The 19811-nt window shown below is 57.3% G+C and carries 17 protein-coding genes and 5 tRNA genes; 14 read left to right on the top strand and 8 right to left on the bottom strand.

Annotated elements, in window-relative coordinates:
• The first annotated feature begins 260 nt into the window (after window positions 1-260).
• Window positions 261-1127 carry a pirin family protein gene (locus tag F2P67_RS10105; RefSeq protein ID WP_166219900.1) on the top strand — a complete coding sequence of 289 codons (867 nt, stop codon included), beginning with the start codon at window positions 261-263 and terminating at the stop codon, window positions 1125-1127.
• A 32-nt stretch (window positions 1128-1159) separates the two neighbouring features.
• Window positions 1160-2602, top strand: coding sequence for a mechanosensitive ion channel family protein (locus tag F2P67_RS10100; protein WP_166219898.1), 1443 nt, complete (start codon window positions 1160-1162; stop codon window positions 2600-2602).
• 3 nt (window positions 2603-2605) lie between these two features.
• Here the strand turns inward: F2P67_RS10100 and F2P67_RS10095 are convergent, their stop codons facing one another.
• The gene (locus F2P67_RS10095) at window positions 2606-3190 is read right to left on the bottom strand and encodes a GNAT family N-acetyltransferase (RefSeq protein ID WP_166219896.1); all 585 of its coding nucleotides are present in this window, start codon (window positions 3188-3190) and stop codon (window positions 2606-2608) included.
• A gap of 128 nt (window positions 3191-3318) precedes the next feature.
• Here F2P67_RS10095 and F2P67_RS10090 point away from each other — a divergent pair, with 128 nt between their 5' ends.
• The 3 genes from F2P67_RS10090 to F2P67_RS10080 all read left to right on the top strand — a co-directional run bounded on the left by F2P67_RS10090 (window position 3319) and on the right by F2P67_RS10080 (window position 6960).
• Entirely contained in the window at window positions 3319-4113 is a 795-nt protein-coding gene (locus F2P67_RS10090; RefSeq protein ID WP_166219894.1) for an exodeoxyribonuclease III, read from the top strand.
• 132 nt (window positions 4114-4245) lie between these two features.
• Window positions 4246-5904, top strand: coding sequence for a cytidine/deoxycytidylate deaminase family protein (locus F2P67_RS27650; protein WP_218583248.1), 1659 nt, complete (start codon window positions 4246-4248; stop codon window positions 5902-5904).
• Between the two features lie 228 nt (window positions 5905-6132).
• Window positions 6133-6960, top strand: coding sequence for an arylamine N-acetyltransferase family protein (locus F2P67_RS10080; protein ID WP_166219891.1), 828 nt, complete (start codon window positions 6133-6135; stop codon window positions 6958-6960).
• Window positions 6961-6963: 3 nt separating this feature from the next.
• Here F2P67_RS10080 and F2P67_RS10075 read toward each other — a convergent pair whose 3' ends face one another.
• Entirely contained in the window at window positions 6964-7296 is a 333-nt protein-coding gene (locus tag F2P67_RS10075; protein WP_166219889.1) for a BrnA antitoxin family protein, read from the bottom strand.
• A gap of 3 nt (window positions 7297-7299) precedes the next feature.
• Window positions 7300-7584: a BrnT family toxin gene (locus F2P67_RS10070; RefSeq protein ID WP_166219887.1), complete on the bottom strand. Its 285-nt coding sequence runs from the start codon at window positions 7582-7584 to the stop codon at window positions 7300-7302.
• Between the two features lie 253 nt (window positions 7585-7837).
• Between F2P67_RS10070 and F2P67_RS10065 the strand changes: the two genes are divergently transcribed.
• A complete protein-coding gene (locus F2P67_RS10065) occupies window positions 7838-9337 on the top strand; it encodes a nucleobase:cation symporter-2 family protein (RefSeq protein ID WP_166219884.1) in 1500 nt (499 codons plus the stop codon).
• A gap of 116 nt (window positions 9338-9453) precedes the next feature.
• On the opposite strand, the gene F2P67_RS10060 is transcribed toward F2P67_RS10065, so the two are convergent.
• A tRNA-Asn gene (locus F2P67_RS10060) sits at window positions 9454-9529 on the bottom strand.
• Between the two features lie 219 nt (window positions 9530-9748).
• Between F2P67_RS10060 and F2P67_RS10055 the strand changes: the two genes are divergently transcribed.
• Complete coding sequence (locus F2P67_RS10055; RefSeq protein WP_007943502.1) at window positions 9749-9979, top strand: hypothetical protein; 231 nt, start codon at window positions 9749-9751, stop codon at window positions 9977-9979.
• On the opposite strand, the gene F2P67_RS10050 is transcribed toward F2P67_RS10055, so the two are convergent.
• Complete coding sequence (locus F2P67_RS10050) at window positions 9976-10176, bottom strand: hypothetical protein (protein ID WP_166219882.1); 201 nt, start codon at window positions 10174-10176, stop codon at window positions 9976-9978. The two genes, F2P67_RS10055 and F2P67_RS10050, sit on opposite strands and share 4 nt — an antisense overlap.
• A gap of 224 nt (window positions 10177-10400) precedes the next feature.
• Window positions 10401-11597 carry an amino acid aminotransferase gene (locus tag F2P67_RS10045; RefSeq protein ID WP_166219880.1) on the bottom strand — a complete coding sequence of 399 codons (1197 nt, stop codon included), beginning with the start codon at window positions 11595-11597 and terminating at the stop codon, window positions 10401-10403.
• 336 nt (window positions 11598-11933) lie between these two features.
• Here F2P67_RS10045 and uvrB point away from each other — a divergent pair, with 336 nt between their 5' ends.
• Window positions 11934-13949: an excinuclease ABC subunit UvrB gene (gene uvrB / locus F2P67_RS10040; protein WP_166219878.1), complete on the top strand. Its 2016-nt coding sequence runs from the start codon at window positions 11934-11936 to the stop codon at window positions 13947-13949.
• Between the two features lie 110 nt (window positions 13950-14059).
• Here uvrB and F2P67_RS10035 read toward each other — a convergent pair whose 3' ends face one another.
• Both F2P67_RS10035 and F2P67_RS10030 read right to left on the bottom strand, forming a co-directional pair.
• Entirely contained in the window at window positions 14060-15610 is a 1551-nt protein-coding gene (locus F2P67_RS10035) for an MDR family MFS transporter (protein ID WP_166219876.1), read from the bottom strand.
• Window positions 15600-16649, bottom strand: a complete 1050-nt coding sequence (locus F2P67_RS10030) for an HlyD family secretion protein (protein WP_166219873.1) — start codon at window positions 16647-16649, stop codon at window positions 15600-15602. The genes F2P67_RS10035 and F2P67_RS10030 overlap by 11 nt, the downstream gene beginning before the upstream one ends.
• A 228-nt stretch (window positions 16650-16877) precedes the next feature.
• On the opposite strand from F2P67_RS10030, the gene gltX reads away from it, so the two are divergent.
• From gltX to F2P67_RS10000, 6 genes are all read left to right on the top strand, one after another.
• A complete protein-coding gene (gene gltX / locus F2P67_RS10025; RefSeq protein ID WP_166219871.1) occupies window positions 16878-18359 on the top strand; it encodes a glutamate--tRNA ligase in 1482 nt (493 codons plus the stop codon).
• 201 nt (window positions 18360-18560) lie between these two features.
• Window positions 18561-18636, top strand: a tRNA-Ala gene (locus tag F2P67_RS10020).
• Between the two features lie 79 nt (window positions 18637-18715).
• A tRNA-Glu gene (locus F2P67_RS10015) sits at window positions 18716-18791 on the top strand.
• Between the two features lie 53 nt (window positions 18792-18844).
• Window positions 18845-18920 (top strand) — tRNA-Ala (locus tag F2P67_RS10010).
• An 80-nt stretch (window positions 18921-19000) separates the two neighbouring features.
• Window positions 19001-19076, top strand: a tRNA-Glu gene (locus tag F2P67_RS10005).
• Window positions 19077-19257: 181 nt separating this feature from the next.
• Entirely contained in the window at window positions 19258-19797 is a 540-nt protein-coding gene (locus F2P67_RS10000) for a TetR/AcrR family transcriptional regulator (RefSeq protein ID WP_166219869.1), read from the top strand.
• The last annotated feature ends 14 nt before the right edge of the window (window positions 19798-19811 follow it).

Raw genomic sequence — 19811 nt, 5'->3', positions numbered from 1 at the left:
GGACTCCAGGATTGCAGTGGGAATGGGCTGGAGTATCCGTGTCTGAATCGTTGAGAAAAACAGCTGGTGGGGCAAAGCACTGTTGACCGCAAGTCATGAATCTTTTTTGGAGCGTGTGTTGTCGGCAGATCGGTTCGGCGTTGAATTACAGATGATTGTCCTTCTGGTAGAACACTGAGGCCGGTTTTCCCCGTCTAGTGCGGAACTGGTGATGCGATTAAGCTTAATCCATAGCGTCACCCGTCTAATTGGAGGCAACCATGAAAAACATCATCGGTATTTACACCAGCCCGCGCGGGCATTGGGTCGGCGATGGGTTCCCGGTTCGCACACTGTTTTCCTACGACAATCTGGGTCAACACATCAGCCCGTTTTTGCTGCTCGATCACGCGGGCCCCGCCGAATTTACCCCGACCACCGAACGGCGCGGCGTGGGGCAACACCCGCACCGTGGTTTTGAAACCGTGACGATTGTGTATGACGGCGAAGCGCAGCACCGCGACTCCACCGGCAGCGGCGGCACCATCGGCCCGGGCGATGTGCAGTGGATGACCGCTGCTTCCGGGATTTTGCATGAAGAGTTCCATTCGGAAAACTTTGCCAAAACAGGTGGCAAGCTGGAAATGGTGCAACTGTGGGTCAACCTGCCGGCAAAAGACAAAATGGCAGCACCCGGCTACCAGACCATTCTCGATGCCGACATCCCGAACATCGCGCTCAAGGACAATGCCGGCAGCCTGCGTTTGATCGCCGGTGAGTTCGACGGCCATACAGGCCCGTCACGCACCTTCACGCCGATTGACGTGTGGGACCTGCGTCTGAACGCGGGCAAGTTGTTGACCCTGGATCTGCATGAAGGTCGCAATACCGCGCTGGTGGTGTTGAAAGGTTCGGTTGAGGTCAACGCTCTGGAGTCGGCGCGTGAAGGGCAACTGGTGTTGTTTGGCCGCGAGGGCAAGCAGCTCAGCCTTGAAGCCAGCGAGGATGCGGTGGTGTTGCTGCTCAGCGGCGAGCCGATCGACGAGCCGATTGTTGGCCACGGCCCGTTCGTGATGAACACCGAGCAGGAAATCCATCAGGCGTTCGCGGACTTCCAGTCGGGCCGTTTCGGTCGCATGCACGGCTGACCCTGCCATCACACCCCCTGTGGAGTGGTTTGATGTTGTCTCTGCTGACTGAACATCCGTTGTTTTGCGCGTTGATCCTGATCCTGCTCGACCTGGGGCTGTGGCGCCTGATCAGCTCCCGTGGCAGTGAGTGGAAACTGCTGGTGCGGGTGCTGATTTTCACGTTGTTCAGCGTGTTGCTGTTCAACGAAGGGCTCAATCCGATGGAGCCGGCGCCGTGGGCCGATAATGTGCCGCTGCACCTGGCGGCGACCGGTTTGCAGATTGGCTGGTGGCTGTTCGGCGCACGCACGCTGACAGTGTTGATTGGCGCGGTGATGATGCAGCGTGTCGGGCACACCGGACGGCTTTTGCAGGATTTGCTCGGCGCGGTGATTTTCCTGATCGCGATCATCGCCGCACTGGCGTACGTGCTGGATCTGCCGGTCAAAGGCGTGTTGGCAACGTCCGGTGCTTTGGCAATCATCGTCGGTCTGGCGTTGCAAAGTACCTTGAGCGACGTGTTTTCCGGGATCGTGCTCAATACCACCAAGCCGTATCAGCTGGATGACTGGATTTCCATCGACGGCACCGAGGGCCGGGTCACCGACATTGACTGGCGCGCCACGCGCCTGCAAACCAGTCAGGGCAGCATGGCGGTGATTCCCAACTCCTTGGCGGCCAAGGCCAAGATCATCAACTTCAGTCGGCCGAGCAACATGTTCGGTGTCGCGGTCAGCGTGCAAGTCAGCCCGCACGCGCGGCCCAACTCGGTGATCGATGCTCTGGAGCGGGCGATGCAGGGTTGTCGGCAGTTGCTCGACACGCCTGCGCCGAGCGTCGCACTGAAAAGCTCCGGCAGCAGCGGCGCGGAATATGAAATCAGTGGATTCGTCGCCTCGATGGGCGAAAAGCGCGTGGTGCGCAATCAGCTATTCGATCTGGCGTTCCGGCATTTGCAGGCGTCCGGGGTCAATCTGCTGTCGAGCGACGAAAACAACGCGCCGACTAACCTTTCCCGGCCACGGGCGTTGCTCGACAGCTCGCCGATTTTCTCGACGTTGCGCCAGGAGGAGAAAGAAACCTTCAGCCAGAACATGACCCTGCAAACCTTCCGTGCCGGTGAAACCATCCTCGCCGCCGGGGAGGTCAGCGATCACTTGTTCATCATTGAGTCCGGGGTTGTCACCGTGACGCTGACCCGTCACGGCACGCCTTTCGAGTCTGGGCGCATGGGGCCGGGCGAGGTGATTGGCGAAGCGGGGATTCTTTCCGATACGTCGGTGCCGGCGACGTTTGCCGCGAAAACCTTTTGTGCGATGTATCGCATCGAGAAGACTTACTTGAAGCCGTGCCTCGATGCCCGCCATGACATCAGTGACGCGATGAAAACCTTGCTCGATTACCGCCTGCACAAAGCACAATCCCTGACCGAGGATGTGCCGGTGGTCGTGCCGAAAAAGGGTTTCTTGCAGTGGTTGCGCAATCGCGCCTGAGCCTTATGCGTTGTAGTCGGCGAGTTTCTTTTCCAGCTGCAGGCGCACTTGCGGCCACTCATCGTCAATGATGCTGAAGCGTACCGAGTTGCGCTTGCGCCCGTCCGGCATGATCCGCTCATGCCGGACGATACCTTCCTGCTGCGCACCGAGGCGCAGGATCGCGTTGCGTGACTTTTGATTGTTTTCGTCGGTAGTGAACTGCACGCGCACGCAGTTGAACACCTCAAACGCGTGGTGCAGCATCAGGTATTTGGCTTCGGTGTTGACGAAGGATTTCTGCCAGCTTGCCGAGATCCAAGTGCTGCCGATTTCCAGTTTGCGATTGAGCGAGTCGATCTTCCAGAAACGCGTCGATCCGATCACTTCGCCGCTGTCCTTCAAAGTGATGGCAAACGGCAGCACCGTGCCGGCGTCACGCCCGTCGAGGGCTTTTTTCAGGTAGCTGTCGACGGTGCTCGCTGAAGGGACGACGGTCACGGTGAGGTTCCACAGTTCGCCGTCAGCGGCTGCGCGAACCAGCGCTTCGGCGTCCGAGTATTCAAGCGGGCGCAGGACAATGCCCTGGCCTTGCAGTGTGGTGTGCATGGAGTGTGGCTCTCGACAGTTCAGGCAAAGGCGAGCGCCTATTACGCCGTAACGGCCTGATCCGATGCAACCCGCACGGTGATCGCAAGGTCACAATGCTCACATGCCACGAGCAGGAGCCTCAGCCGATGAAAAACCTGCGTATCGCCACGTACAATGTCAACGGCCTGCGCGCACGGCTGCCGAACCTGGTCGAATGGCTCAAGCGCGAGCAACCGGACATCGTGTGCCTGCAAGAACTGAAATGCCTGGACAGCGCGTTTCCCGCAGCAGAGCTTGAGGTCGCCGGCTATGGGGCAATCTGGCACGGCCAGGCTTCCTGGAACGGTGTGGCGATTCTCGCCCGGGACGCGCAACCGCTGGAAAGTCGACGCGGCTTGCCGGGCGATCCTGATGACAAACACAGCCGTTATCTGGAGGCGGCGGTGCATGGCGTGCTGGTCGGTTGCCTGTATCTGCCCAATGGCAACCCGCAACCGGGGCCCAAGTTCGATTACAAACTGGCCTGGTTCGAGCGCTTGATCGATTACGCGAAAGACCTGCAAGGCAGCGATCATCCGGTGGTGCTCGCCGGCGACTACAACGTGGTGCCGACCGACAGGGACATCTATAACACGCGCTCGTGGCTCAAGGACGCGTTGCTACAACCCGAAAGCCGTGCGTGTTATCAGCGCTTGCTCGATCAGGGCTGGACCGATTCACTGCGGCATCTGTATCCCGAAGACCGCCTCTACACGTTCTGGGATTACTTTCGCCAGCATTGGCAAAGCAATTCCGGTCTGCGCATCGATCATCTGCTGCTCAACCCGGCGCTGAGCCCTTATTTGCATGAGGCCGGCGTCGACGCCTGGGTGCGCAACGAGCCGCATGCCAGTGACCATGCGCCGACGTGGATTCGTATCGGTTCACGTAAAAAGCGTTAATAAGAAATAACCGTATTTGAGAATGTTTGTCAGAATACATTGGTAGCAGCAAACTTCCCGTAGTGGCTTTTTGGTTCTGAATGTCGTAGTTTTGGGTTATTGGACGCATAAAAATACGACGGAGCGAAACGGATGGCCAGTTATTTCAAAGATGCAATTTCAAAAATTTATGGTGATGATGACGACTTCATAATTATTGGGCTAACAGGTCGAACGGGGAGCGGGTGCTCTACAGTTGCCAAGATACTTTCAAAGCCGCAGGCAGAAATTAAGCATTCCTTGTTTTCTGGTAATAATCCTGATTCAAATCCTCAAAGAAAACAGAAGATCGTCCTAAAGAACTTCGAAAAAACTTGGCAACCGTTTGTCACTATTCAGGCAAGCTCGGTTCTTACTCTTATGTTGTCAGAGCTTGATATAACAGAGTCATCAGTTTTTTTGGGTTCGGTTGAGGGTATAGATGATAAAGTTAAGCTGGGGATTGTAGAGGTATTGCAAGAAATAAAGAATGAGCCCTTGGTAAAGGAGGATATAAAAAGTCTGAGAAGGTATTATGCGGATTTTTTACCTGGGCAAAATGAAAAGCTGAAGCTAGTAATTGGGGGGTCAGGTTATGTGAAGTTGTTTCAGCAGGTCGGTAATAACCTCCGAAATTCAGGTAATCCTACTTCTAGTGAGCTTAAGGGCGGTAGCTTCTACTCATTGGCCGATAAAATAAATGAAATTATAAAATCTATACGTTCTGCTAGAGGGAAAGGGCAAAAAACCTTCATTGTTATCGACGCTATTCGCAACCCATTTGAAGCGACTTATTTTCAAGATCGATATTCATCGTTTTATTTGATGGCCGTATCCTGTGAGGATGAACAGCGTAGAAGGCGATTACGGCTTTTAGGGTATACGGACGAACAGGTAAACAGGATCGATAATGAAGAATATAGTTCTCGAGGTCTTGATCAGCACTCAACATATATAAAGCAAGATATCCAGGCTTGCTTAGAGCGGTCTGAACTATATATCAGTAATCCCGATTCAGAGAATGCTGTTTCGGATTTTTCTAGTTTGGCAAATCAACTAATAACTTTTGTGTCGTTAATGACAAGGCCGGGTCTTGTTACGCCTACACCTTTAGAAAGATGTATGCAGATGGCTTATACTGCAAAATTAAACTCTGGCTGTATCTCGAGGCAGGTAGGAGCAGTCGTTACAGATTTAAATTTTTCTGTGCAGTCAGTTGGCTGGAACGATACTCCCTATGGGCAAGTGCCTTGCAGTCTGCGTAATCGATTCGATCTTGTTAGTGGCTATGATCAAGTTGCTTATTCTGAATATGAAAAAACTGATGTGACGTATATTGAGCGATTTAGTGGGGAGAACTCTAAGTACCAAAAAATCGCCAGCACGGGAAGGAATGTGTCTTACTGTTTTAAGAGTGAGTATAATAGTCTAAAGAAAGAAAAAAACCAAGTTCATACTCGGTCGTTGCATGCGGAGGAAAACGCGTTTTTACAAATATCTAAGTATGGTGGAAGGCCTGTTGAGGGTGGGAAGCTGTTTACCACCGCCAGCCCTTGCGAACTATGTTCGAAGAAGGCCTATCAGTTAGGTATAAAAGAGATTTATTATATAGATCCATATCCAGGGATTGCTGTAACCCATATCCTGATGGGAGGTACTAATAATCCACAGTTGATAATTTTTTCTGGTGCCATTGGGCGAGCGTTTCACAATTTGTACTCTCCTAGGCTACCATATAAAGACGAGTTAAATGCCTTGGCGCGAGATGACTGAATAAGCGGGCCGGCAGCTTGCTCGGGGAGTAGGTTGTCCGAATAAGTTACTGTCGTTGGTATTTTGAGATGTTAGCGCCCCGGCGCGAGTAGACTTAAATTTGCATTGGTTCAAGGAAAAAACGCTAGAGGCGATTGGTGAAATCAATTGTCGAAACCCATGCCCGATCCCGTATACATGGCGTCCATCAACGCAGTGAACTGCGGCCCCATGCATAAGGATTGAGCAATGAGCGAGCCACGCCTGACGAATCGGAAACTGTACCTGCAGCGCCTGGGGTTCGACGCACCGCCGGCACCGACCCTGGAAACGCTACGCCAGTTGCAGTTGCGCCATACCGGCGCCTTTGTCTTCGAAAATCTGTCGACCATCAGCGGCATGGCCGTGCCGATCGATCTCGCCTCGATCGAGCAGAAAGTCCTGCACGATGGCCGTGGCGGCTACTGCTACGAGCTCAACAAGCTGTTTTTTACCTTGCTGCTGGAATTGGGTTTTGACGCGAAGGCCATCAGCGGTCGCGTGGTCATGAATCAGCCTGAAGGCACCTGGACGGCGCGGACTCACCGCTTGAGTCTGGTCACCCTTGATGGCGTGCGCTACATCACCGATGTCGGCTTCGGCGGCATGGTGCCGACGGCGCCGCTGATCCTCGACACCGACGCCGAGCAGCAGACACCCCACGAACCCTATCGCATCGAAAAACAAACCGATGGCTACATGCTGCGCGCCAGGGTGGCCGGGGAGTGGCGGTCGATGTACCTGTTCGATCTGCAACGCCAGGAAGACATCGATTACACCATCGGTAACTGGTACGTCTCGACGCACCCGGATTCACCGTTCGCTCAGCGTCTGATGGTTGCGCGCACCGGCGACGGCTGGCGCAAGACCTTGAACAACGGCAGTTTCGCCATCCACCGCATAGGCGCCGACAGCGAGCGTCGCGAACTGACCAGCATCGGTGAGCTGATCGATGTGCTGACAACGGAGTTCGACCTGCAGGTTGCGGATCAGCCGTCCATGCGCCAAGGGTTCGAGAGGCTGATCGTGCCGGGCTGAAGCTTACGGCTTGGCTTCGGGTTCGAGTACCCGGCGGATTTCACCGATGGCGGCCGAGAGCTTTCTCTCCAGGCTCTTGAGATCGGTGGCGGTGATGCCTTTCTTGAATTGACCGGAAGGGGTGGTTGAGTCGACCTGCTCCGGTCTGGCGGTATTGAGCAGGGCGTGGCGCAGGGTGGTGTTGATCACCGTCTGATAACCGAATCCCTCGTTCTCGGCTTGCTCGCGTGCGGCCTCGATGACTGCGTCATCGAGCATGATGGTGATGCGGGTTTTCCCCTTGTTTGGCGCCAATGCACCGCGTTTGCCCTGAGAAAAGTCATATTCGTCTTTCATCGATCAATCCTCCTGAAAATATGTGTGACGTTCGCTCGGTGTGGCGAGACGTGCGGAAATAACTCGAACGACATTCACTTCACGGTAACTGTACGCAACGACCAGTAAACGCCCCTTGGCGTCGAGGCCGAGGGTAATCCAGCGTTGTTCGTCATGGTCGTTGTCCTCAATTGTGAGCGCGCGTTCGTCGTGAAACACCGGTTCCGTTTCGGCGAGGCTCAGCCCTTTGTGCTTGAGTTTGTTGGCTGCGTTCTTGCTTTTGTCGTATTGAATGTCGAATGACTTCATTATGCATACTTTATATGTATAAAAAAGAGCGCGACCGCACCGTCGGTCGCCATGAACACTTCAGCCTAGTAGTGCAGGGACGGCGGACAGGAGGGGATGTGTTGCCGGATTTGTGGGCGATGCAAGCGCCGGGTAGAAGGTTGGGTGGCTACCTATCCATTATGTGACTGATAAGTTGTATACAACTCTATGGACATTTGTCACGAGTATTGAATACAGTGTGCGCATAACAAAAACCAGGGAACCCCCCACCATGAAAACGCCCCATGTTTCACACCAACGGCCCGAGGACGAAAATCTCGGGGTCGGCGCGAATATGGCTTACGGCCTGCAACATGTTCTGACCATGTATGGCGGTATCGTCGCGGTGCCACTGATCATCGGTCAGGCTGCCGGGCTGTCGCCGGCGGACATTGGATTGTTGATTGCTGCTTCATTGTTTGCGGGGGGGCTGGCGACGTTGCTGCAAACCCTGGGTCTACCGCTTTTTGGTTGTCAGTTGCCGCTGGTTCAGGGCGTTTCGTTCTCCGGCGTGGCGACCATGGTCGCGATTGTCAGCAGTGGCGGGGAGGGCGGTTTCCAGTCGGTGCTGGGTGCGGTGATCGCGGCCTCGCTGATAGGCTTGTTGATTACCCCGGTGTTCTCGCGAATCACCAAATTCTTCCCGCCGCTGGTCACCGGCATCNNGATGCCGGTGGCCGCACGCTGGGCCATGGGTGGCAATAGCCATGCGCCGGACTTCGGCAGCATGCAGAACATCGGTCTGGCAGCCGTGACGCTGGTGCTGGTGTTGCTGCTGAGTAAGGTCGGCAGTTCGACCATCTCGCGTTTGTCGATCCTGTTGGCCATGGTGATCGGCACGGTGCTGGCGGTATTCCTTGGCATGGCGGATTTTTCCAACGTCACCCAAGGGCCAATGTTCGGCTTCCCGACACCGTTCCATTTCGGCATGCCGACCTTTCACTTCGCGGCAATCCTGTCGATGTGCATTGTGGTCATGGTGACGTTGGTGGAAACCTCCGCGGACATCCTGGCGGTCGGTGAAATCATCGGCACCAAGGTCGACTCCAAGCGTCTGGGCAACGGCCTGCGGGCCGACATGCTGTCGAGCATGTTCGCGCCGATCTTCGGTTCGTTCACCCAGAGTGCGTTCGCCCAGAACGTCGGGCTGGTGGCGGTGACCGGGATCAAGAGCCGTTACGTGGTCGCCACTGGCGGTATCTTCCTGGTGATTCTCGGTCTGCTGCCGTTCATGGGCCGAGTGATCGCGGCGGTGCCGACGTCGGTACTCGGCGGCGCCGGCATCGTGCTGTTCGGCACCGTGGCAGCGAGCGGCATTCGCACGTTGTCGAAGGTTGATTACCGCAACAACGTCAATCTGATCATCGTCGCCACTTCAATCGGTTTCGGCATGATCCCGATTGCCGCACCGAACTTCTACGATCACTTTCCGAGCTGGTTCGCGACCATTTTCCACTCGGGCATCAGTTCGTCGGCGATCATGGCGATCCTGCTGAATCTGGCGTTCAACCATTTCACCGCAGGCAACTCGGATCAGCAGTCGGTGTTTGCGGCAGCGGAGGAGCGGACCCTGCGTTATCGCGATCTGGCTGCGCTGCGTGAAGGCGATTACTTCAGCGACGGGAAGCTGCATGACTGCGATGGCAATGAAGTGCCGGTGATCGAACCTGATGATCACGACCACGGACATGGCGCGCCGAAAGCGCATGTGAAGAGCAGCGAGCATGTCTGACCGCTGCGTCTGAACAGAAAAGGGCCGATCTGTGATGAGATCGGCCCTTTTCTTTTGACCTTTTCGAGCGTCCACAAAAAAGCCCCTGAATCTTTCGATTCAGGGGCTTTGCTATTTGGCTCCACAACCTGGACTCGAACCAGGGACCCAATGATTAACAGTCATTTGCTCTACCAACTGAGCTATTGCGGAATTGGTGCGTATGTTACTGATTCAAAAAGAGAAGTCAAGCGTCGTTTGTGAAAATAAGTGAATTCGTGGGACAGGCGGCGGTTTATCCGCGATTGGCGGTTACCAGAATCGCAGCAGGGGTCTACCATGGCCGCCCGGAAGTGGTCACACGCGCTACCGGCCATTCGCCGAAAAGGTACGCGCCATGAATCATTTGTCCCGCAACAATGAGGTGCTCGCATGAGCATCGCTCAGATCAGCCTGCCCAAAGGGGTAGGCCCGCACGCCGAAAAACTCTTCGACGCAATCACTCAGGCCAGCACGGCTGAAGAACTGAACCGCGCCGGCGGCAAGGCTGAAGGGTTTGTCCTTGGTCTGGAAAGCACCAAGGCAATCAAAAGCCAGATCGCCGAATCGCTGTACGTCGCTTATGACGATGCCGCCAGCCAGCGGGCGACGGAACTGGCTTAACTGCCGAAGGTAATGGTGCCCAGCAACAGCTTGGCGTAGGCCGCGGTCGCCGCCAGTTGCACCAGCCAGAGGGCCAGTCCGCCAAGAAACACGCCGGTCGCGACTTGCAGCACCAGGCTTTTCTCACGCTTGGCCGGGGCGCGGGGGATAAAGTCATCCAGATCGTCACGGTCGGCGCGCAGGTTGTCGTTTTTCATTTGGGTTCTCGCAGAATTCTCGGGTTGACTCATACCCTGTGGGAGCGGGCTTGCCCGCGAAGGCGCCGGGTCAGCCGCCATCAATGTTGGCTGACACACTGCTTTCGCGAGCAAGCCCGCTCCCACAATTGACATTTGTATGCAGTCTAGAGGGTATGGGGCTTGGCTTCAGACAAATAAAAACGGGAAGCCCGAAGGCTTCCCGTTTTTATTCGCGCGGCCAATCAGATGACCTGAACGATCGCGTCTGTCACAGCCTTGATGTTGCTCTGGTTCAGCGCGGCCACGCAGATGCGGCCGGTGTCCAGCGCGTAGATACCGAACTCGTTGCGCAGGCGGTGAACCTGAGCGGTGGTCAGGCCGGAGTAGGAGAACATGCCGCGCTGACGACCGACGAAGCTGAAATCACGGCCCGGTGCTTTCTCTGCCAGCAGGTTGACCATTTGCTCACGCATGCCGCGAATGCGCAGGCGCATTTCCGCCAGCTCTTCTTCCCACTGCGCGCGCAGTTCCGGGCTGTTCAGCACGGCGGCGACGATGCTTGCACCGTGAGTCGGCGGGTTGGAGTAGTTGGTGCGGATCACACGCTTGACCTGCGACAGCACGCGTGCGCTTTCTTCTTTCGATTCGCTGATGATTGACAGCGCACCGACGCGCTCGCCGTACAGCGAGAACGACTTGGAGAACGAGCTCGAAACGAAGAAGGTCAGGCCCGATTCAGCGAACAGGCGCACAGCGGCGGCGTCTTCGTCGATACCGTCGCCAAAGCCCTGGTACGCCATGTCGAGGAACGGCACATGACCTTTGGTCTTGACCACTTCCAGCACGTTGTTCCAGTCAGCCGGGCTCAGGTCGACGCCGGTCGGGTTGTGGCAGCAAGCGTGCAGGACAACGATCGAGCCGTTCGGCAAGGCGTTGAGGTCTTCGAGCAGGCCGGCACGGTTCACGTCGTGGGTGGCGGCGTCGTAGTAGCGGTAGTTCTGCACCGGGAAACCGGCGGTTTCAAACAGCGCGCGGTGGTTTTCCCAGCTCGGGTCGCTGATCGCTACAACGGCGTTCGGCAGCAGTTGCTTGAGGAAATCGGCACCGATTTTCAGTGCGCCGGTCCCGCCGACGGCCTGAGTGGTGATGACGCGACCGGCTGCGATCAGCGGCGAGTCGTGACCGAACAGCAGCTTTTGCACCGCCTGATCGTAGGCGGCGATGCCGTCGATCGGCAGGTAACCACGGGAAGCGTGCTGAGCAGCGCGAATTGTTTCGGCTTCAATAACGGCGCGCAGCAGGGGAATTCGCCCCTCTTCGTTGCAGTAAACACCTACGCCCAGGTTGACCTTGTCGGTCCGGGTATCGGCATTGAATGCTTCGTTGAGGCCCAGGATTGGATCACGGGGTGCCATTTCGACAGCGGAGAACAGGCTCATTATTACGGCGGCTCTGAATGGAGAGTGGAGGGACGTGTCGCGCTCCAGCCGAATGCACTAGAGCGGTGCACAAACGGGGAGCTAGTATAGAGGCCATCACCGAGTAATGGCGACAGGCGATTGGGCTTTCAGGCCAAGTTTTTCGGATTATTTCTCGACCGTTAGTCGCTTGGCCGTGTCAGAGTCTCTACCCGATGTAGGACGTTTGCCTTGAAAGGACAGGCAATCGCCACCACATTGAGCACAATCCAGGTTTTTTCTTGCGCGACACCGGTCGTTTGCGGTCGTCCCCGTGGTGTTCCGCTTTGCTCGGAGTGCCGCGATCCAGAGGTGTATATGTCCGAATTCCAGCTCGTCACCCGCTTCGAACCCGCCGGCGATCAACCGGAAGCCATACGCCAACTGGTCGAGGGCATCGAAGCCGGGCTGGCGCACCAGACGCTGCTCGGTGTGACCGGCTCGGGCAAGACCTTCAGCATCGCCAATGTCATCTCGCAGATACAGCGCCCGACGCTGGTACTGGCGCCGAACAAGACCCTCGCCGCGCAACTGTATGGCGAGTTCAAGGCGTTCTTCCCGAACAACGCCGTCGAATACTTCGTTTCCTACTACGACTACTACCAGCCCGAAGCGTATGTGCCGTCGTCCGACACCTTCATCGAGAAGGACGCGTCGATCAACGACCACATCGAACAGATGAGGCTGTCGGCGACCAAAGCGCTGCTCGAACGCAAAGACGCGATCATCGTCACCACGGTGTCGTGCATCTACGGTCTGGGCAGCCCGGAAACCTATCTGAAGATGGTGTTGCACGTTGATCGCGGCGACAAGCTCGATCAGCGAGCGTTGCTGCGGCGTCTGGCCGACCTGCAATACACCCGCAACGACATGGATTTTGCCCGCGCCACGTTCCGCGTACGCGGCGATGTGATCGATATCTATCCGGCAGAATCCGATCTGGAAGCGATCCGCATCGAACTGTTCGATGACGAAGTCGAGAGCATTTCCGCGTTTGACCCGCTGACCGGCGAAGTCATCCGCAAGATGCCGCGCTTCACCTTCTACCCGAAAAGCCACTACGTGACGCCGCGCGAAACCCTGCTCGACGCCATCGAACACATCAAGGTCGAACTGCAGGAACGCCTCGAATACCTGCGCAGCAACAACAAACTGGTGGAAGCCCAGCGTCTGGAGCAGCGCACCCGTTTCGACCTGGAAATGATCCTCGAACTGGGTTACTGCAACGGCATCGAAAACTACTCGCGTTATCTGTCCGGACGCCCGGCCGGCGCCGCGCCGCCAACTCTCTACGATTACCTGCCGGCCGACGCCTTGCTGGTGATCGACGAATCCCACGTCAGCGTGCCGCAGGTCGGCGCGATGTATAAGGGCGACCGCTCACGTAAAGAGACGCTGGTCGAATACGGCTTCCGTCTGCCGTCGGCGCTGGACAACCGGCCAATGCGTTTCGACGAGTGGGAAGGGGTCAGCCCGCAGACCATTTTCGTCTCGGCGACGCCGGGCAACTACGAAGCCGAGCATGCCGGGCGCGTGGTCGAGCAAGTGGTGCGTCCGACCGGTCTGGTCGACCCGCAGGTTGAAGTGCGGCCGGCGCTGACTCAGGTTGATGATCTGTTATCGGAAATCACCAAGCGTGTGGCGGTCGAGGAGCGGGTGCTGGTGACCACGCTGACCAAGCGCATGGCCGAAGATCTCACCGATTACCTGGCCGACCACGGCGTGCGTGTGCGTTATCTGCACTCGGACATCGACACCGTCGAGCGGGTCGAAATCATTCGCGACTTGCGTCTCGGCACTTTTGATGTGCTGGTCGGTATCAACCTGCTGCGTGAAGGTCTGGACATGCCGGAAGTGTCGCTGGTGGCGATTCTCGACGCGGACAAGGAAGGTTTCCTGCGCTCCGAGCGCTCGCTGATCCAGACCATCGGCCGCGCCGCGCGCAACCTCAATGGCCGGGCGATTCTGTATGCCGATCGCATGACCGGTTCGATGGAGCGGGCGATTGGCGAGACCGAGCGTCGGCGGGACAAGCAGATCGCCTTCAACCTGGAAAATGGTATTACGCCCAAAGGCGTGTTCAAGGATGTCGCCGACATTATGGAAGGCGCCACGGTGCCGGGCTCGCGCAGCAAGAAGCGCAAGGGCATAGCCAAGGCCGCCGAGGAAAACGCCAAGTACGAAGCCGAACTGCGTTCACCGAGCGAGATCACCAAGCGTATTCGTGCGCTGGAAGAGAAGATGTATCAGTTGGCGCGCGATCTTGAGTTTGAAGCGGCGGCGCAGATGCGCGATGAGATTGCCAAACTGCGTGAGCGGCTTTTGGCGGTTTGATCTTCATCGTCTGGTCGGGCCTCTTCGCGAGCAAGCCCCACACATTGGATCTGTGCCGTTCACAAATCCTATGTGGGAGCGGGCTTGCTCGCGAATGGGGCGACGCGGTCTCAATGAGATTCCCCAGCCTTGAGTCCCTGTGGCAGTTTCTTGGTCAACAGAATCGCCAACATGCTGATCCCCAGCGCAATCCCGACAAAGTGAAACGCATCGTTGTAAGCCATGATCAGCGCCTGCTGGTGGACGATCTCGCTCAACTTGCCCAGCGCCGCCGTGTCACTGCCAAACCTGTCCGTCATTGATGCCAGTCGCTCGGCCACCTGAGGATTGGTCGGCACCACCGCTTCACGCAGATAATCGAAGTAAGTTTTGGTTCGTGCATCCAGCAGCGTCGCCAGCAGAGCGATGCCGATCGCACCGCCGAGGTTGCGCAGGATGTTGAACAGGCTCGACGCCGAGCCGGCGTCCTGCGGCAGGATGTAGGCCGTGGCGATCAGCGAGATGGTCACCATGATCAGCGGCTGCCCCAGCGCGCGAATGATCTGGATCTGATTGAACTGCGGCCCGGCGAAATCCGGGTTGAGCACCCCCGAAGAAAAACTCGCCAGACCGAACAGGCCAAAGCCGATCGTGCACAACCATTTCGGTGAGACGAACTTCATCAGTTTCGGCACCAGCGGAATCAGAAACAGCTGCGGCACGCCCATCCACATGATCACTTCGCCGATCTGCAGCGCGTTGTAGTTCTGTATCTGCGCCAGATACAGCGGCAAAAGATAGATCGAGCCGTACAGTCCGACGCCCATACCCAGGCTGGAAATACTCGACAGGCCAAAGTTGCGATTGCGCAGGATGCCGAGATTGATCAGCGGGTTGGGTTTGGAAATCTGCACAATCACAAAGGTGATCAGACTCAGCAGGGCGATGCTGCCCAGTGTCACGATCAGGCTCGATTCCAGCCAGTCCTTGCGATGGCCTTCTTCGAGAAAAACCTGCAAGCAGCCGAGGCCGATCCCCAGCGAAAGGATGCCGGTGTAATCGGTGCTTTTCAGCAGTTCCCAATGCGCTTCTTTCTTCTCCAGTCCATACATCAGCCCGGCAATCATGATCAGGCCCGGCGGGATGTTGATGTAGAAGATGTATTCCCAGCCCCAGTTTTCCGTGAGCCAGCCGCCCAGCGTCGGGCCGATGGAGGGGGCGAACGTCGCGGTCATGGCGAACATTGCCATGCCTTTGGCGCGGTGATGTTCGGGGAGTTTGATCAGCGTCAGGGTAAACGCCAGCGGGATCAGCGCGCCGCCGGTGAAGCCCTGCATGGCGCGGAAGACGATCATGCTTTCCAGGCTCCAGGCCATTGAGCACAGCAGTGACGAAATCAGAAACCCCAGCGACACCCATACCGCCAGTCGCCGCGCCGAGAGCAACTGCACCAGCCAGGCGGTCAGCGGAATCATGATGATTTCCGCGACCAGATAAGAGGTGGAAATCCACGAGCCTTCTTCCAGCGTCGCCGACAGCGCGCCTTGAATATCCTTGAGCGAGGAGTTGGTGATCTGGATGTCGAGCACCGCCATAAAGGCGCCGAGCATCACGCTCATCACGGCAATCCAGTCCCGCCGGGTCGGTTCGCCGACCGGGCGGATCAGCGAATCACCGGCCATCGTCAGGGGTGTCTTTGATGTTCACAGTGGCGGTGACCGACATGCCCGGACGGATTTTGCCGTGCAGCGGGTTATCAGCCTTGAAGGTCAGTTTCACCGGAATCCGTTGCACGACTTTGGTGAAGTTGCCGGTGGCGTTGTCCGGTGGCAACAGGCTGAACTGCGCACCGGAAGCAGCGAACAGACTGTCGACCCGCGCTTCGATCGGCGTGTCACCATAGGCGTCGAAGGTCAGCTCGGCTTTCTGCCCGGGCTGCATGTGGCCGATCTGGGTTTCCTTGAAGTTGGCCTGCACCCAGATGTCTTCGTCAGGGACGATCGACAACAAATAGGCGCCGGCCTGCACCACTTGGCCATTGCGCGCGGCGCGCTGGCCGACGAGGCCGCTGATCGGCGCGTGGATTTCGCTTCGCGTGAGGTTGAGTTCGGCTTGTGCAAGGTCGGCTCGGGCGTTGGCGATCTGCGCGTCGAGGCGTTTGATTTCGGCGCTCAGGGCGTTGACCTGTTGGCGTTGACCCTGCGCGTCGGCCTGGGCCTTGGCCACTTGCGAGCGGGCAATGTGGGCGTCTGCGGAGAGGGTGGTCACCCGTTCTTCGGAGACGTAACCGGGTTTGCGCAAGGTTTCTGCGCGCGACAAATCCATCTGCGAACGGCCAAGCGTGGCTTGCGTGGTCGCTACTTGCGCATCGCTGGCGGCAATCAGGCTCGATTGCTGAGTCAGTTTGCTCTGTGCTTGCAGGCGTTCGGCTTCGCGGGTGGCGAGGGCGGCATTGGCGCGATCAATGGCCAGACGGAAATCATTGGGTTCAAGGCGCACCAGCAACTGGCCTTTTTCCACATGCTGGTTGTCCTGCACCAGCACCTCGTCGATGCGCGCGCTCAGTTGGCTCGACACTCGGGTGATTTCGCCCTGGACATAGGCGTTGTCGGTGCTTTCATAAAAGCGTCCCTTGAAAAACCAATGGGCGAAGAAGCCCCCGGCAATCAACAGGACCAGCAACAGGAAAATGAACAGGCGACGCTTGAGTTGAGCAGGCATGGGCAAACTGTAGTCGAGGAATTGTAAGGAAAGTTATCAGCAGGCGAATCTGGCATACAGCCGATAAACGGTAAATGCCGTCTGTTGATATTCGGCCATTCATCACGGTCTATGGGCGCTCCAGCCGCAAACTTGGCTTAAATGCCCTGCCCGCTGGAGCGGGGCGGGTGTCGCCTGTTACCATTCGCCGCTTGATAGTTTTGCTTTTCATTCTTTTCGAGACATGCCATGACCACCGTCCGCACTCGCATCGCGCCATCGCCTACCGGGGACCCCCACGTAGGTACCGCTTACATCGCATTGTTCAACTACTGCTTTGCCAAGCAGCATGGCGGTGAGTTCATCCTGCGCATCGAAGACACCGACCAGTTGCGTTCGACCCGCGAGTCCGAACAGCAGATCTTCGACGCCCTGCGCTGGCTCGGCATCGACTGGAGCGAAGGCCCGGACGTCGGCGGCCCGCACGGCCCATATCGTCAGAGCGAGCGCGGCGACATCTACCAGAAGTACTGCCAGCAACTGGTCGACATGGGCCATGCGTTCCCGTGCTTCTGCACCGCTGAAGAACTGGATCAGATGCGCGCCGAGCAAATGGCCCGCGGCGAAACCCCGCGTTACGACGGCCGTGCGCTGCTGCTGTCCAAGGAAGAAGTCGCCCGTCGTCTGGCTGCCGGCGAGCCGCACGTGATCCGCATGAAGGTGCCGAGCGAAGGCGTCTGCGTAGTGCCGGACATGCTGCGTGGCGATGTCGAGATCCCGTGGGATCGCATGGACATGCAAGTGCTGATGAAGACCGACGGCCTGCCGACGTACTTCCTCGCCAACGTGGTCGACGACCACCTGATGGGCATCACTCACGTTTTGCGTGGCGAAGAATGGCTGCCATCGGCGCCGAAACTGATCTTGCTCTACGAATACTTCGGCTGGGAACAACCGGAGCTGTGCTACATGCCGCTGCTGCGCAACCCGGACAAGAGCAAGCTGTCCAAGCGCAAGAACCCGACTTCGGTGACGTTCTACGAGCGCATGGGTTTCATGCCGGAAGCAATGCTCAACTATCTCGGCCGCATGGGCTGGTCGATGCCGGACGAGCGCGAGAAGTTCTCGCTGCAGGAAATGGTCGACAACTTCGACCTCAAGCGTGTGTCGCTGGGCGGGCCGATTTTCGACATCGAGAAACTGTCGTGGCTCAACGGCCAGTGGCTGCGTGATCTGCCTGTGGAAGAGTTCGCCGCTCGCGTTCAGAAGTGGGCGTTCAATTCCGAATACATGATGAAGATCGCGCCGCACGTTCAGGGCCGCGTTGAAACCTTCAGCCAGGTTGCACCGCTGGGCGGCTTCTTCTTTGCCGGTGGCGTGAATCCGGATGCCAAGCTGTTCGAATCGAAAAAGCTCTCGGGCGATCAGGTTCGCCAGTTGATGCAGTTGATCCTGTGGAAACTGGAAAGCCTGCGTCAGTGGGAGAAGGACAACATCACCGCGACGATTCAGGCAGTGGTCGAATCCCTCGAGCTGAAGCTGCGCGATGCGATGCCGCTGATGTTTGCCGCGATTACCGGGCAGGCGAGTTCGGTGTCGGTGCTCGACGCGATGGAAATTCTCGGGCCGGACCTGACCCGTTATCGCCTGCGTCAGGCCATTGACCTGTTGGGCGGCGTGTCGAAGAAAGAAAACAAAGAGTGGGAGAAGCTGCTGGGCGCTATCGCTTAAGCGGGTCTGACTCTGTTGCAAGCACCGAAGGCCGCGATCATTTGATCCGGCCTTCGGCGTTTTCCCCCGATTTTACGGGGGGAGGGCGGTAAGTGATTGTTATGCCGACAAAAAATTTTGAAAAATTTCAAAAATAAGTTTGACAGCCTTTCGATACGCCCTTAAGATTCGCCCCGTCCTCAGCGATGACATCAACGATGAGGGGCTATAGCTCAGCTGGGAGAGCGCTTGCATGGCATGCAAGAGGTCGACGGTTCGATCCCGTCTAGCTCCACCAATTTACACTTCGAAGCCTGGCCACACCGGCTCCGAAGCGATCAACACTCAGCGTTGATCAGTTGTATAGAAGGGTTTGCGTCCCCTTCGTCTAGTGGCCTAGGACACCGCCCTTTCACGGCGGTAACAGGGGTTCGAGTCCCCTAGGGGACGCCAGTTTTACAGAAGCGATGTTGCAAGATGTCGCTCCGCCGCGAGGCGAAAAATCCGGGGCTATAGCTCAGCTGGGAGAGCGCCTGCATGGCATGCAGGAGGTCAGCGGTTCGATCCCGCTTAGCTCCACCAATTTTACAGTTCAAGGTCTGGCCACACCGGCCTTGAATCGATCAGATCTCAGCACTGATCAGTTGTATAGAAGGGTTTGTGTCCCCTTCGTCTAGTGGCCTAGGACACCGCCCTTTCACGGCGGTAACAGGGGTTCGAGTCCCCTAGGGGACGCCACGATTACCCGCTCTGCGGGATTTATAAGGGTCATTCAATTATTGAATGGCCCTTTTGTTTGTCTGGCGTTTGGCCAAATCTCCTTTTTCCTTACACTGTGCTTCAGACCAGCGGTCATATCCTTGACTTGCAGAATATTATTATGTGAATAATATTCTAGTCGTAATATTCGGAGGCAACGATGAACGATAAAAAAGCTCAAACCCGCGAACGCATCCTCAAGGCTGCCAGCGCTGCACTGATTCAGCGTGGTCCTGCAGACCCTAGCGTGGGCGAAGTGATGGGCGCGGCCGGCCTGACTGTTGGCGGCTTCTACGCGCACTTCGAAAGCAAGGACGCAATGATGCTCGAAGCGTTCAAGCAGTTGCTGGGGCGCCGCCGCGATCTGATTGCCGACATGGACGCCGAGCTGACCGGTGAAGAGCGCCGCGCTTTGGTCGCTGCGTTTTACCTGTCACGCAAGCATCGCGACTCCAGCGAAGCGGCGTGCCCGATTCCGGCGTCCATCGGTGAGTTGGGTCGCTTGCCGGAGTCGTTCCGCCTGGCGCTCAACGAACACCTGGAATTGATGATTGCGCAGTTGGCGTCCAGCCCTGAGGACACCGACAAAGCCCTGGCCGACGTGGCCTTGATGGTGGGTGGTCTGGCGCTCGCAAGAGCGCTCGGCCCTGGAGATTTGTCTGATCGATTGCTGCGCGCTGCCAAGTCGGCGGTGCGTTGACCTGAAGGCAACAC

The organism is Pseudomonas atagonensis, assembly GCF_011369485.1.
Classification (GTDB): Bacteria; Pseudomonadota; Gammaproteobacteria; order Pseudomonadales; family Pseudomonadaceae; genus Aquipseudomonas; species Aquipseudomonas atagonensis.
The sequence above is the reverse complement of the archived record's forward strand: the minus strand, read 5'-3'. Positions and strand labels throughout refer to the sequence as shown.